This is a genomic window from Pseudomonas sp. WS 5411 (assembly GCF_012985595.1).
GTDB classification, from domain to species: Bacteria; Pseudomonadota; Gammaproteobacteria; order Pseudomonadales; family Pseudomonadaceae; genus Aquipseudomonas; species Aquipseudomonas shahriarae.
Map to the genome: position 1 here is coordinate 37,478 of NZ_JAARMC010000016.1, position 14,229 is coordinate 51,706.

Annotated in this window: 13 protein-coding genes; 9 read left to right on the forward strand and 4 right to left on the reverse strand. The window is 62.5% G+C overall.

Translation table 11 applies throughout. The features are described 5' to 3' along the window. Positions 1–423 precede the first annotated feature (423 nt). Positions 424–1,404 carry a sugar-binding transcriptional regulator gene (locus tag HBR93_RS19585; RefSeq protein ID WP_029293725.1) on the reverse strand — a complete coding sequence of 327 codons (981 nt, stop codon included), beginning with the start codon at positions 1,402–1,404 and terminating at the stop codon, positions 424–426. A gap of 63 nt (positions 1,405–1,467) precedes the next feature. Then, positions 1,468–1,929 (reverse strand): ribose 5-phosphate isomerase B, encoded by a 462-nt coding sequence (rpiB, locus tag HBR93_RS19590; protein WP_057440839.1) that lies wholly within the window; start codon positions 1,927–1,929, stop codon positions 1,468–1,470. A 282-nt stretch (positions 1,930–2,211) separates the two neighbouring features. Here rpiB and HBR93_RS19595 point away from each other — a divergent pair, with 282 nt between their 5' ends. The 7 genes from HBR93_RS19595 to dhaL all read left to right on the forward strand — a co-directional run bounded on the left by HBR93_RS19595 (position 2,212) and on the right by dhaL (position 9,513). Then, on the forward strand, positions 2,212–3,699 hold the full coding sequence (locus HBR93_RS19595; RefSeq protein WP_057444030.1) for a sugar ABC transporter ATP-binding protein: 1,488 nt from the start codon (positions 2,212–2,214) through the stop codon (positions 3,697–3,699). Beyond that, on the forward strand, positions 3,696–4,673 hold the full coding sequence (locus HBR93_RS19600; protein ID WP_115128444.1) for an ABC transporter permease: 978 nt from the start codon (positions 3,696–3,698) through the stop codon (positions 4,671–4,673). The genes HBR93_RS19595 and HBR93_RS19600 overlap by 4 nt, the downstream gene beginning before the upstream one ends. A gap of 55 nt (positions 4,674–4,728) precedes the next feature. Beyond that, positions 4,729–5,736 (forward strand): substrate-binding domain-containing protein, encoded by a 1,008-nt coding sequence (locus HBR93_RS19605; RefSeq protein WP_057959241.1) that lies wholly within the window; start codon positions 4,729–4,731, stop codon positions 5,734–5,736. A gap of 136 nt (positions 5,737–5,872) precedes the next feature. Beyond that, positions 5,873–6,628 (forward strand): SDR family oxidoreductase, encoded by a 756-nt coding sequence (locus HBR93_RS19610; RefSeq protein WP_057440833.1) that lies wholly within the window; start codon positions 5,873–5,875, stop codon positions 6,626–6,628. 26 nt (positions 6,629–6,654) lie between these two features. Then, positions 6,655–7,770 carry an alcohol dehydrogenase catalytic domain-containing protein gene (locus tag HBR93_RS19615; RefSeq protein WP_115128447.1) on the forward strand — a complete coding sequence of 372 codons (1,116 nt, stop codon included), beginning with the start codon at positions 6,655–6,657 and terminating at the stop codon, positions 7,768–7,770. Positions 7,771–7,860: 90 nt separating this feature from the next. Next, positions 7,861–8,862, forward strand: coding sequence for a dihydroxyacetone kinase subunit DhaK (locus tag HBR93_RS19620; RefSeq protein ID WP_057440830.1), 1,002 nt, complete (start codon positions 7,861–7,863; stop codon positions 8,860–8,862). Between the two features lie 3 nt (positions 8,863–8,865). Further along, positions 8,866–9,513: a dihydroxyacetone kinase subunit DhaL gene (gene dhaL, locus HBR93_RS19625; protein ID WP_115128449.1), complete on the forward strand. Its 648-nt coding sequence runs from the start codon at positions 8,866–8,868 to the stop codon at positions 9,511–9,513. Positions 9,514–9,523: 10 nt separating this feature from the next. Here the strand turns inward: dhaL and HBR93_RS19630 are convergent, their stop codons facing one another. Beyond that, a complete protein-coding gene (locus tag HBR93_RS19630) occupies positions 9,524–10,399 on the reverse strand; it encodes a LysR substrate-binding domain-containing protein (RefSeq protein WP_057959238.1) in 876 nt (291 codons plus the stop codon). Between the two features lie 150 nt (positions 10,400–10,549). On the opposite strand from HBR93_RS19630, the gene HBR93_RS19635 reads away from it, so the two are divergent. After that, positions 10,550–12,076, forward strand: a complete 1,527-nt coding sequence (locus HBR93_RS19635; protein ID WP_169960890.1) for an MFS transporter — start codon at positions 10,550–10,552, stop codon at positions 12,074–12,076. Positions 12,077–12,110: 34 nt separating this feature from the next. Here the strand turns inward: HBR93_RS19635 and sohB are convergent, their stop codons facing one another. Then, positions 12,111–13,133 carry a protease SohB gene (sohB, locus tag HBR93_RS19640; protein ID WP_057959237.1) on the reverse strand — a complete coding sequence of 341 codons (1,023 nt, stop codon included), beginning with the start codon at positions 13,131–13,133 and terminating at the stop codon, positions 12,111–12,113. A gap of 361 nt (positions 13,134–13,494) precedes the next feature. Between sohB and HBR93_RS19645 the strand changes: the two genes are divergently transcribed. Beyond that, positions 13,495–14,205, forward strand: a complete 711-nt coding sequence (locus HBR93_RS19645) for a histidine phosphatase family protein (RefSeq protein ID WP_169960891.1) — start codon at positions 13,495–13,497, stop codon at positions 14,203–14,205. The last annotated feature ends 24 nt before the right edge of the window (positions 14,206–14,229 follow it).

A 14,229-nucleotide genomic window follows, 5' to 3' on the forward strand; every position in this document is an offset into this window, starting at 1 on the left:
GTCTCTTTATTGATTTTCAGAATGCCGGGCACAACAAGACGCGGTCCGATGACCGGGAAAAGGTTAGCAGCCTAAATAGAGGATGTTTCAGCGGGAACGTCGGCAGTAGCGGTCTTGGAGAAAGACGACTGGGGGGCTCCGAGAGGGTGTTCATGCAAATCCTGCAGTGAGAAAAGGACGTTAATCCTACATGGAAAATACAAATTCCCTACAATTTAAAACCATTACAAGATCTGTAAAAGCCGCCCCTCGAAAGCCTGTGCCGTGGTCTTGCGTGGTGGCTTGTGTGGGAGCTGGCTTGCCTGCGATAGCATCGCCTCGATCTAACTGATACACCGAGGTGTCTGCATCGCAGGCAAGCCAGCTCCCACACAAGCCAGCCCCCCCACACACGCCAGTGCCCATATTTTGAGAGGCGACAGGTCAGGTTTTGCGGGTAGCGTCGTCCAGCGCCAGGATGGTGTGGGCATTGGTTACCGTGGTCGCCAGCGTATTGATCACCCCCGAGCGCAACGCCCCCAGGGTCGCCGCCGCCTTGGTGTTTTCACTGGCAATCGCCACCACATCGGGAATGCGGAACAACTCCTGCACCGTCAAGCCGATCACTCGCCCCTGGATGGCGTTGACCGCCGGCTGGCCATGAATGTCGATAAAGTCGTAACCCATCATGTCACCCACCGTGCCGGACAAGCGCGCCTGGGCGATTTCCTGGGGTGAGAACCAGCCCATGCGCACCATATTGCTGTTCTCGCTCATGTCGCCGATGCCGATCAGCGCCATATCGGCGCGCCGTGCGCGGTCGAGGGTGGAGCGTACGGTGTCGTTGCTGATCAACACGCTGCGCAGTTCCGGGTTGGCCACCAGCGCCGGGGCGTACAGGCTTTCGCTCTCGCCGCCAAAACGCAGGGCCAGGCGTCGGCAGATATGGTCGGGGTTCATGTATTCGCCAGCCTTGAGCGAACCGCCAATGGCGCAGACAAATGTGCAGTTGCGCGTCACCGGCAAAAACACGTTATCGGCCACCGCCCCCACATTGCGCCCCATGCCCACAGCGACAATCATGCCGTCGCCCAGGGTCTTGTTCAGGTAGTTGGCCACCAGGCTGGCCACGGCGGAGCGCTGGGTGTCGGCGTCACTGTGATCGACCGCGATCAACGCACGGTCCAGCTGGAAGCGCTCCACCAACGCCTGTTCCAATTCGTTGTTCATCGCCGGATGCTGCAGCACCCGCACCTCGACTATCCCTTCATCGCGCGCACGCTTGAGCAGCCGGCTGACTTTGGCCCGGGATAGGTCAAAGCGCTTGGCGATGGCTTCCTGAGTGACGTTCTCAAGGTAATAGAGCATCGCCACTTCGGTCATCAGATCGATATCGCTGGCGGTGCGCAGGGTACTGTCACTCATGGGGACGGGCTTCCGTTTCGGCGTCAAAGGCGCATTCTCCCGACTCTTGCCCCGCTACGTCCACTACTGATGCCCATCACGCTCAATGGCGTTGATGCGCTCGACCTTGGCCCCGGAACGCGCCGCCTCGAACTCCGAGGCCAGAAACGCGGTGACGATGCTCTTGGCCAGCTCCGCCCCCACCACCCGCGCACCGATGGACAGGATCTGCGCATCGTTGCTCTTGCGCGCCCGCTCCGCCGAATAGGTGTCATGGGCCTGAGCCGCGCGAATACCCAAGACTTTATTGGCCGAGATGGCCATGCCGATGCCCGTGCCACACACCAGCACTCCCAGGCGCTGCTGCCCGCCGTTGATGGCCGTGGCCACCGCCAGCGCAATATCCGGGTACAGCACCGGCGCCGTGGAATGGGTGCCAAAGTCGGTCACCGGATACCCCAGCGCCTCGATATGGCGCTTCAACAGCTCCTTGAGCTCAAAACCCGCTTCGTCACATCCGATAGCCACCGGGAAAGGTGTGTTCATGGCATTAGGCTCCGCTGCCGTGGTGAAACTTAAGACTGATCATATGATCACTCAGTGAAATTTCGATCAGGCATTTCTCGGATATTCCCTCGCAACTGTCAAGCACGTTTTAACTGACCTTCCAGTCAAACCCCTCTAAAACGCCAAACATTAAGAAATTGCCGGCGATTACAAGTTTCCAGTGAAAGAGATTGACTGATCAGAATTTCATTTGGTACACATATGATCACGCAGCAACACGACTGTGTACCTAATAAGAATTCACAGCACGAGGACACGCCGATGGCCACGCCATTACTGCTCCAGGCTGAACACGTCGCCAAGGCCTACGCCGGCATCCCTGCCCTGCGTGACGGCCGCCTCTCGCTGCGGGCCGGTAGCGTGCACGCCCTGTGCGGCGGCAATGGCGCGGGCAAATCCACCTTCCTCAGTATCTTGATGGGCATTACCCAACGTGATGCCGGCAACATCCTGCTCAATGGCGCTCCCGTACATTTCAATCGTCCCAGCGAAGCGCTGGCGGCGGGGGTCGCGATGATCACCCAGGAGCTGGAACCGATCCCCTACATGAGCGTCGCCGAAAACATCTGGCTGGGCCGCGAACCACGGCGCGCCGGCTGCATCGTCGACAGCAAGGAACTGCACCGGCGCACCCGCGAGCTCCTGGAAAGCCTGGAGTTCGAGGTCGACGCCAGCGCGCCCATGCATCGCCTGAGCGTGGCGCAGATCCAACTGGTGGAGATCGCCAAGGCGTTCAGCCATGACTGCCAGGTGATGATCATGGACGAGCCCACGTCCGCCATCGGCGAGCGCGAAGCCGAAACCCTGTTCAAAGCCATCCGCCGCCTCACCGCCCGTGGCGCCGGGATCGTGTATGTGTCCCATCGCCTCAGCGAGCTTGCGCAGATAGCCGACGACTACAGCATCTTCCGCGATGGCGCCTTCGTCGAAAGCGGGCGCATGGCCGATATCGACCGCGCCCACCTGGTGCGCGGCATCGTCGGCCAGGAATTGACGCGCATCGACCACAAGGTCGGCCGCGAAAGCGCCGCCGACTGCTGCCTGGACGTCCAGGGTCTGAGCCGCAGCGGCGAGTTCCAGGACATCAGCCTGCAAGTGCGCCAGGGCGAAATCCTCGGCATCTACGGGCTGATGGGCTCGGGGCGCAGCGAGTTCCTCAACTGCATCTACGGCCTGACCACCCCGGACGCCGGCAGCGTCACCCTGCAAGGCAAGCCGATGCCCATCGGCCTGCCCAAGGCGACCATCCGCGCCGGCATGTCCCTGGTCACCGAAGACCGCAAGGAAAGCGGCCTGGTACTCAGCTCCAGCATCCTCTCGAACATCGCGCTGTCGGCGTACAAGCAACTGTCGAGTTGGTCGTTGATCAATGCGCGCAAGGAAACCCAACTGGCCGAGGACATGGTCAAGCGCCTGCAGATCAAGACCACCTCCCTCGACCTGCCAGTGGCGTCCATGAGCGGCGGCAACCAGCAAAAGGTAGTGCTCGCCAAATGCCTGTCGACCCAACCGGTGTGCCTGCTGTGCGATGAGCCGACCCGGGGCATCGACGAAGGTGCCAAGCAGGAGATCTATCACTTGCTCGACCAGTTCGTGCGCGCCGGTGGCGCGGCCATCGTGGTGTCGTCCGAAGCTCCGGAACTGCTGCACCTGAGCGACCGTATCGCGGTCTTCAAGGGCGGCCGGCTGGTGACTATCAGCAGCGACACCGCCCTTTCCCAGGAAGCCTTGTTGAGTCTTGCCTCATGAATGCCAAAACCCTTGCCACGCCACTGACCACCCCTGCGCGCAGCCGCCTGCGCCTTTCCCTCGACCGCTTTGGCCTGCCACTGGTGTTTATCCTGCTGTGCGTGGTCATGGCGTTTTCCAGCGAATACTTCATGACCTGGCGCAACTGGATGGACATCCTGCGCCAGACCTCGATCAACGGCATCCTGGCGGTGGGCATGACCTACGTGATCCTGACCAAGGGCATCGACCTGTCGGTAGGTTCGATCCTCGCCTTCGCCGGGCTGTGCAGCGCCCTGGTCGCGACCCAGGGCTACGGACTGCTCGCCGCCGTCAGTGCCGGGATGTTCGCCGGAGCGATGCTGGGGATGGTCAACGGCTTCATGGTGGCCAATCTGTCGATCCCGCCTTTTGTTGCCACGCTGGGCATGCTGAGTGTGGCCCGGGGCATGACCTTTATCCTCAACGATGGCAGCCCGGTCACCGACCTGCCGGACGCCTACCTGGCCCTGGGCATTGGCAAGCTCGGGCCGATTGGCATACCGGTCATTATCTTTGCGGTGGTCGCGCTGATCTTCTGGATGGTGCTGCGCTACACCACCTACGGGCGCTATGTGTACGCGGTGGGCGGCAACGAAAAAAGCGCACGCACCTCGGGGATCGGTGTGCGCAAGGTGACGTTCTCGGTGTACGTGGTCTCGGGCTTGCTCGCCGGCCTGGCGGGCGTAGTGCTGTCCGCACGCACCACCTCCGCCCTGCCCCAGGCCGGTATGTCCTATGAGCTGGATGCGATTGCCGCCGTGGTGATCGGCGGCACCAGCCTGTCCGGCGGCGTCGGCACCATCGTCGGCACGCTGTTCGGCGCCCTGCTGATCGGGGTGATCAACAACGGCCTGAACCTGCTTGGCGTGTCCTCCTATTACCAGCAGGTCGCCAAGGGCTTGATCATCGTACTCGCGGTGTTGATTGACGTGTGGCGCAAGAAAAAACGCTAGTCGCTTTTGCTCTGAACCGAACTGAACGACCACAACAATAAACGGGGTTCTCATTATGAAATTCGCTACATCGTTTGCCGCCGTGGCGGCCCTCTCCCTGCTCGCCAGCAGCATCACCCTGGCCGCCGATGGCAAGACCTACAAAATCGGCGCCGCCGTATACGGGCTCAAGGGCCAGTTCATGCAGAACTGGGTGCGCGAGCTGAAGGAGCATCCGGCGGTCAAGGATGGCACCGTGCAGTTGACCGTCTTCGACGGCAACTATGACGCACTGACCCAGAACAACCAGATCGAAAACATGGTCACCCAGCGCTACGACGCGATCCTCTTCGTGCCCATCGACACCAAGGCCGGTGTCGGCACGGTGAAGCAGGCAATGTCCAACGATGTGGTAGTGATCGCCTCCAACACCAAGGTCGCCGACGCCAGCGTGCCGTACGTGGGCAACGACGATGTCGAGGGTGGTCGCCTGCAGGCCCAGGCCATGGTCGACAAACTCCAGGGCAAGGGCAATGTGGTGATCATCCAGGGCCCGATTGGCCAGTCGGCGCAGATCGACCGGGAAAAAGGCGAGCTGGAAGTGCTGGGCAAACACCCCGGGATCAAGATCATCGAGAAGAAGACTGCCAACTGGGACCGCGCCCAGGCCCTGACCCTGACTGAAGACTGGCTGAACGCCCACCCCAAGGGCATCAACGGGGTGATCGCGCAAAACGACGACATGGCCCTCGGCGCCGTGCAGGCCCTCAAGTCCCATGGCCTGACCTCCAAGGAAGTGCCTGTCACCTCCATCGACGGCATGCCCGACGCCATCCAGGCGGCGAAACGAGACGAAGTCACCACCTTCCTGCAAGACGCCCAGGCCCAGTCCCAGGGCGCACTGGACGTAGCCCTGCGGCAACTGGCGGGCGAAGACTACAAGCCCAAGTCGGTGATTTGGGAGCGCTATGCCAAGGACGTGAAATGGGCCGACGGCACCGCGAAGAACTACATCCTGCCGTGGGTGCCGGTCACCAATGCCAATGCGGATGCGCTGTACCAGCAGGTCAGCGGCACTAAATAGCAACGCGGTCAATGTGGAAGCTGGCTTGCTTGCGATTGCCTCACCTCGGCATCCCTGACAGACCGAGATGCCCCCATCACAGGCAAGCCAGCTCCCACATCCGATCTCCACTGTTTTTGAGAATGGAGTTAAACCAATGTCTGGATTCTGGAACCAAGCCTTCGACCTCAGCGGCCGCTGCGCCGTGATCACCGGTGGGGCTGCGGGGATTGGTCTGGCATGTGCCAGCCTGCTGGTGGAGCGTGGCGCGCGCGTGGCGCTGCTCGACCGCGATCCGGCCGTGGTGGAAATAGCCGCCAGCCTCGGCGCCGGGCATCTTGGCCTGGCCGTCGACCTGCGCCAGCTCGATCAGGTGCAGAGCAGCATCGACTACGTGTTCGCGCACTTCAAACGTCTGGATTATCTGATCAACAGCGCCGGCGTGGTGATGCTGGACAAGGCCATCGACGTCAGCGAAAACGCCTGGGACATCACCCTGGATATCAACCTCAAGGCCAGTTTTTTCGTGGCCCAGGCCTGCGCCCGGCACATGCTCGCCCAGGGCAGCGGGCGCATCGTCAACCTGGCGTCCCAGGCGGCGGTGATCGGCCTGGATCGGCATGTGGCCTATTGCGCGAGCAAGGCCGCGATTGTCGGCATGACCAAGGTCCTGGCCATGGAATGGGCGCCGCACATTAATGTAAATGCCATCTCCCCCACCATCGTCGAGACCGCCCTGGGCAAGAAAGCCTGGGCCGGCGAAGTGGGCGAACGGGCCAAATTGCAGATCCCGGCGGGCCGTTTTGCCCAGCCGGATGAAATCGCCGGGCTGGCGTTGTACCTGCTCAGCGACGCAGCCCAGATGATCACCGGCGCCAATATGGTGATCGACGGCGGCTACAGCATTCAGTAATCCTTCTATTCGTCGTGAGGTTTGTCATGTCCATCGCTACCGAACGTACCGCCGAACAACTCCACCCAGTGATCCCCAAGACCATGCAGGCCGTGGTCTGCCATGGCCCGGAAGACTATCGCCTGGAAACCGTCGATGTACCGACGCCAGGCCCCGACGAGATCCTGACCAAGGTCGAGCTGTGCGGCATCTGCATGGGCGATATCAAGACCTATCGCGGCGCGCCGTCGTTCTGGGGCGACGCCGAGCAGCCGCGCTACGTCAAGCCGCCGATGATTCCCGGGCATGAGTTTGTGTGCCGCGTGGTCGCCCTGGGCCCAGGCGCTGAAAAGCGCGGGGTGAAGGTCGGCGACCGGGTGATTTCCGAGCAGATCGTGCCCTGCTGGGGCTGCCGTTTCTGCAACCACGGCCAGTACTGGATGTGCCAGAAGCACGACCTCTATGGCTTCCAGAACAACGTACAGGGCGCCATGGCCCAGTACATGATTTTCACCAAGGAAGGCATCATCCACCAGGTGCCGGACTCCATCGCGCCGGACGAAGCGATCCTGATCGAGCCGCTGGCCTGCTCGCTGCACGCGGCGGAACGGGCCAATGTGGATTTCGACGATGTGGTGGTCGTGGCCGGCGCCGGCACCCTCGGCCTGGGGATCATCGGCGCGGTGCGCATGCGCAACCCCAAACGCCTGATCGTGCTCGACATGAAACCCGAACGCGCCGAACTGGCCCTGCGCATGGGCGCCGACGAAGTCTGGAACCCGGCCGAGGTTGATGTACTGGCGAAAATCCGCGAAATCACCGACGGCTATGGCTGCGATATCTATATCGAAGCCACCGGGCACCACAAAGCGGTGAACCAGGGCCTGGCGATGCTGCGCAAGCTGGGGCGTTTCGTCGAATTCAGCGTGTTCAACGACGAGGCCACGGTAGATTGGTCGATCATCGGCGACCGCAAGGAGCTGGACGTACTCGGCTCGCACCTGGGCCCGTACATGTACCCACGGGCCATCGACTTTATCGGCAAGCGCAAAATCGACATGCGCGACGTGGTGACCCACAAGTTTGCGCTGGCGGATTTCAAGGAGGCGTTTGCGGTAATGGAGCGCGGGGACAAGTCCTTGAAGGTCGTGCTCGAGCCCTGAACCCAACACATATCCAAATGTGGAAGCGGGCCTGCCCGCTCCCACACTTGAACGACTGCGCCCAAGACAACAAGAACAGGAACCCGCGTTATGAATCGAGTCATCAACGATCCGGACCAAGTGGTCGAGGACATGCTGCGCGGCATTCTGGTCGCCCATCCCGAGCTGCGCCAATGCGACAGCAACCCCCGCGTGATCAGCAAGGCCAAGCCCTCCGGCCCAGGCCGCGTGGGCATCGTCACCGGCGGCGGTTCCGGCCATGAGCCGGCGTTTCTCGGCTACGTCGGCCCCGGCCTGGTGGACGCGGTGGCCGTCGGCGAAATTTTCTCGTCGCCCACCGCCAAGAGTTTCTTCGACGCGTTTCGTGTCGCCGATCACGGCGCCGGCGTGGCCTGTCTGTACGGCAACTATGCCGGCGACAATATGAACGTGAAGCTGGCGATGAAAATGGCCGCCAGCAAGGACATGCAGATCCGCACCGTGGTCGCCAACGATGACGTGGCGTCGGCACCCAAGGCCGATATCGCCAAGCGCCGCGGGGTCGCCGGGGAAATCTTCATGTGGAAGATCGGCGGGGCCGCCGCCGCGCAGCACTATGACCTGGATGGAGTGATCCGCGTCGCACAGAAGGCGGTCGATCACTGCCGCTCCATCGGCATCGGCCTGACGCCCTGCACCATTGCCGCGGTGGGCAAGCCGAACTTCCAGATCCCGGACGGCCAGATGGAGTTGGGGATCGGCCACCACGGCGAACCCGGGATCGAGGTGATCCCGATCGAGTCTGCAGCGGCCATGGCTGAACGCATGCTGGCACCGATTCTCGCCGACCGCGATTTCAGCCAGGATGACAGCGTGGTGGTGCTGGTCTCGGGCCTGGGCGCGACGCCGGTGATGGAGCTGTACATCTTCTACGCCGAAGTCGAAAGCCAGCTCAAGGCCAAGGGCCTGAAGATCCATCGCTGCTACGTCGGCAACTACTTCACTTCCCTGGAAATGATGGGCGTGACCCTGACCCTGCTGGGCCTGGATGCCGAGCTGAAAACCCTGATCGACCAACCTTGCCGCTCCATCGGCATGACCCAGGCGGAATAGACCATGAGCCAGCATTTTTCTACCCACGACGGCAGTGCGATTGTCACCGACCTGGTCAGCGTGATCGTCGCCAACCGTGAATACCTCAGCGAAGTCGATGGCGCGATTGGCGATGGCGACCACGGCATCAACATGGCCAAGGGCTTCGCCCATTGCGGCCGCACCCTCGAAGGCCGGCAACTGACCCTGGCCGAGGCCCTGGATGAACTGACCCTGAGCCTGATGGAAGGCATCGGCGGTTCCATGGGCCCGCTGTATGGCAGCCTGTTTATCGGCATGGCCGATGAAGTGCGCGGCAGCGAAAACATCGACGCCGCGACCTTCGCCCATCTACTGCGCGGCGGCCTCACCTCCCTGCAGGACATCACCGAAGCCGGCGTCGGCGATAAGTGCCTGATGGACACCCTGATCCCGGCGGTGGAGGCGTTTGAGCAGGCGCAGGCGGCGGGTGCGTCCTTCAGCGACGCCCTGGATGCGATGAAAAGCGCCGCCTCCCAGGGCCGCGACTCGACCAAGGACCTGGTGGCCAAGATCGGCCGGGCCAGCCGTTTGGGCGAACGCTCGCTGGGGGTGCTGGATGCGGGGGCGGTGTCCTGCTGCCTGATCCTCACGCAGCTGGCAGACTCGATACAGCCCCGCCTGACCCGGTAGGGACCAGTTGCTACGGGGTGGGGTTGTGTTTGATGTGCTGGATATACCGCGCCACCGCCGGGGCTTTTTCAAAGCGCCGGTAGATCAGCGACAGCCACGACGACGCATCGCTGCCCTGGAGGGTGCGGTAGTGCACACCCGGCAAGCTGACATGCCCCACCACCGACTCCGGCACCACCGCCACGCCCTGCCCCAGGGACACCAGGGCAATCACCGCCACCAGGCCTCCCGGCTGCGGCCCCAGGCGCGGGGCATACCCGCCTTGCGCGGCCACCTGCAAGGTGCCGCTGATTTGCTCGGGCAGGATGAAGGTCTCGTTCTGCAAATGCTCGCAGGTGATCGCCTTCAAGCCCAGCAGCCACGAGCCCTGTGGCAGCGCCAGGACAAAACCCTCACTGCCCAGGCGTAGCGCCTCCACGCCGTCGGGCAGGGTCATGGGTGAGCGAATGTAGCCAATGTCGTAGCGCCCTTCGGCCACCAGCCCCGGCAACAGGGCCATGGGGCTTTCCCGCACGCTGAGGCTGACATCGGCAAACTCCGCACAAAACCCCTGCACCTGGCGTTGCAACACGCCGGAATACACCGCCGACGCCACATAGCCCAACTCGATATGGCCGATCTCGCCACGCCCGGCGCGCTGGGCATTGCGCTGGGCGAACTCGAACTGGCGCACGGTGGCTTCAGCTTCACCCAGCAACGCGCTGCCCGCCTCGGTCAGGCTGACATCCCGCTGACGCCGGATAAACAGGCGGGTACCCAGGGCGCGCTCCATATCCTGGATCTGTCGGCTCAAGGTGGGTGGGGCAATATCCAGTTGCTCGGCGGCCCGCGTGAAGTTGCGGTGCCGGGCAACGGCCAGGAAGTAGCGGAAATGACGTATTTCCATCGCAGAATTAGCTCAAAGGTAATGATGTGCTTCGCCTCGGCTAACAGAATCACTGGGCGTCGACGATAAGCTCACAGGACACCCACAGTAGAGAGTCCGCCTGATGCCCGTCAAATCCGTCTTGCCTGTTGCCTGTCAGGTAATCCTGCCATGAGCCGGGTCAGCCCCCGCCTTACCCTGTTGACCGCCTCCGGGGTCTGTTCGTTGATTGTCCTCGACACCAACATCGTCGCCGTGACCCTGCCGACCATTGCTCGCGACCTGGGCGCCAATTTCGCCGATATCGAATGGGTAGTCAGCGCCTATATGCTGGCGTTCGCCGCCCTGCTGCTGCCAGCCGGGAGCATTGCCGACCGCTTCGGCCGCAAGAAAACCCTGGTGTGGGGCCTGGGGATTTTTATTCTCGCCTCCCTGGGCTGTGGCGCCGCGCCCAGCGTGCTGCTGCTGGATATCGCCCGTGCCGTGAAGGGTGTCGGTGCAGCGTTGCTGCTGACCTCGGCCCTGGCCTCCATCGGCCATGCCTTTCACGATGACCTGGAACGGGCCAAGGCCTGGGCATTCTGGGGCGCCTGCATGGGCGTGGCGATGACCGCCGCGCCGACCCTTGGCGGCCTGATTACCCACTACATGGGCTGGCGCTGGATTTTCTACCTCAACCTGCCGGTGGGCCTGGCCTTGCTCGCACTGGTCCTGCACGCCATCCCGGAATCGCGCGACAGCCAATCGGCGCGCCTCGACCCCTGGGGCAGCCTGACCTTCAGCGCCAGCCTGCTGTGCCTGATCTGGGGCCTGATCGAAGCCAATCGCATCGGCTGGGACAACCCGCTGACCTATGCGCGGCTGCTCGGCGGCGCGTTGCTGCTGGGCCTGTTTGTGTGGGTGGAGCGCTTGCAGCGCCGGCCCATGGTGGACCTGCAACTGTTCCAGTACCCACGGTTTATCGGGGCCTTGCTGGGGATGTTTGCCTATGCCGGGTGTGCCCAGGTGATGATGACGCTGCTGCCGTTCTACCTGCAAAACGGCCTGGGGTTTTCCGCGATTGCCTCGGGCTTGGGAATGTTACCGTTTGCCCTGACCATGCTGATCTGCCCGCGGATCGGCGCACGCCTGGCCAGCCGCTTCGCCCCCGCGACCATGATGGCGACCGGCCTGGCCCTGGTGGGCAGCGGCAACCTGCTCAGCGCCTGGGCGGTGAATGTCGGCGGTTATCTGCCGTTCGCCCTGGCGATTGCAGTGACTGGCGCCGGGGCCGGCCTGCTCAATGGCGACACCCAGAAAAACATCATGGCCTGCGTGCCAAGGGACCGCGCGGGCATGGCATCGGGCATGAGCACCACGATGCGTTTCAGCGCGATTATGTTGGCGATTGGGGTGTATGGCGCGCTATTGGCCAGCCATAGCGAGTATCTGCTGCAAACCAGCCTTGGTACGCAATGGCAGGCCCAGGTACCGGGGATTGCCTCGCGGGTGGTGGCCGGGGATATGCCAGCGGCCATGGCACTGCTGCCGGAATCGGCGCAGGGATGGGTGCAACCCTTGGCGTGGCAAGCGTTTGTCGGCGGGTTTGCCAGGGTGTTGTGTGTGGCGGGGCTATTGGGGCTACTGGGGGCGCTGGTGGTGGGCCTGCTGATGAGGCATCCGATTCCACTGCTGCAGGATCGACGCGATCCCCTGTAGGTGCCGGCTTACCGGCGCCTACAGGGTGGGTGAGTTACCAGAAACGCTGTTGAGTCAGGCGGCTCCACCAGGTCAGGAGCACCCGGTCCACCGAGCCGCTGGCCGCCAGGCCCACCCGCTCCTGCAGGCTTTTACGCTCGGCATAGTGCAGGTGGAACAACTCGGCGGTCTTGGCCTTGGTGGCCAGGTATTCGTCACTGGTCTGCAGCGCGTCTACCAACTGCTTGTCCAGCGCCGCGACGCCCAACCAGACTTCGCCGGTAGCCACTTCATCAATCGCCAGTTGCGGGCGATAGCGCGACACGAAGTTCTTGAACAGTTGATGGGTGATATCCAGGTCTTCCTGGAACTTCTCCCGGCCCTTCTCGGTGTTTTCGCCAAACACCGTCAGGGTGCGCTTGTACTCGCCAGCGGTGAGTACTTCAAAGTCGATATCGTGCTTTTTCAGCAGGCGGTTGACGTTGGGCAACTGGGCCACCACGCCAATCGAGCCGAGGATGGCAAACGGTGCGCTGATGATCTTCTCGCCGATGCACGCCATCATGTAGCCGCCGCTGGCCGCGACCTTGTCGATGCACACCGTCAACGGCACGCCCGCCTCGCGGATCCGCGCCAATTGCGAGGACGCCAGGCCATAGCTGTGGACCATGCCACCGCCGCTTTCCAGGCGCAGTACCACTTCGTCCTTGGGCGTGGCCAGGCTCAGCAGCGCAGTGATTTCGTGGCGCAGGCTGTCGGTGGCCGACGCCTTGATGTCCCCGTCAAAATCCAGCACAAACACCCGTGGCTTGGCTTCGGGGGTTTTCTTCTGTTTTTTCTCGGCCTTGCCCTGGGACTTGCGCAGGGCCTTGAGCTGATCCTTGTCGAGCAGGGTCTGCTCCAGGCGCTCGCGCAGGCCTTTGTAAAAGTCATTGAGCTTGCTGACCTGCAACTGCCCGGCATTCTTGCGCCGGCCCTTGCTGCGCAACGCCGCAAAACTGATCAGCACCACCAGGATGGCGACGACCAACGTGACGGTTTTAGCCAGAAAACTTGCATACTCAGCCAAAAACTCCATGGGACTCCTTACAGAAACGGTGCGCCAGGCGCGATTGCCCCAGCATACCGATGGGACGGCCGGTGAGCCAGAGCTGAAACCCCTTGAAACGGGCCTCTCAAGGCTCATGCTCGTGAAAGGATCCAACAAACACCGCTAAACCCTGTGGGAGCTGTCGAGCCTTGGCGAGGCTGCGATAGCGGTGGGCCAGGCAACATCTCTGCTGACAGTGCCGCTGCCATCGCAGCCTCGCCAAGGCTCGACAGCTCCCACACGGATATCGGCCTCTAACGGGCTTTTAAAACAAGCGTATGTTTTTTCATTGACAGCTTCCCGGCATCCTCATAACCTCGCCAGACTTTCAACGTACCGGGTGACGGACGTGGGCAGCATCTATTTGATTCGACATGGCCAGGCCTCCTTCGGTGCAGACGACTATGATGTCCTGTCGCCCGTGGGTGTGCAGCAGGCGCAGATACTGGGCAGCCATCTGGCAGACCTGGGCCTGACGTTCGACCGCTGTGTGTCGGGCGACCTGCGGCGCCAGCAGCACACGGCCAATGCCACGCTCGAGTCCATCGGCGCCCAGGGCTTGCCGGTGCCGCCCCTGGAAATCGACAGTGCCTTCAACGAATTCGACGCCGACGCGATCATCCGCGCCCTGCTCCCGGACCTGCTCGACAGCGAGCCCGAAGCCCTGGATATCCTGCGCAACGCCCAGCATAACCGTGGCGAGTTCCAGCGTATCTTTGCCCTGATCATCGAACGCTGGCTGAGCGGCACCTACGACACCCCCGGCCTGGAAAGCTGGCTGGGGTTTGTCGAGCGCGTCCAGGGTGGCCTGCAGCGCCTGCTGGAGACTGCCGACAGTTCCCACAAGATCGCCGTATTTACTTCTGGCGGCACCATCACCGCCCTGCTCCACCTGATTACCCGCATACCTGCCACCCAGGCTTTCGAGCTGAACTGGCAGATTGTCAACACTTCGCTCAACCACTTGAAGTTCCGTGGACGCGAAGTGGCACTGGCTTCCTTCAACAGCCATACCCACTTGCAACTGTTGAAGGCGCCGCAGCTCATCACCTTCCGATGAATTGCGGCCAACCGTGACCCCAAG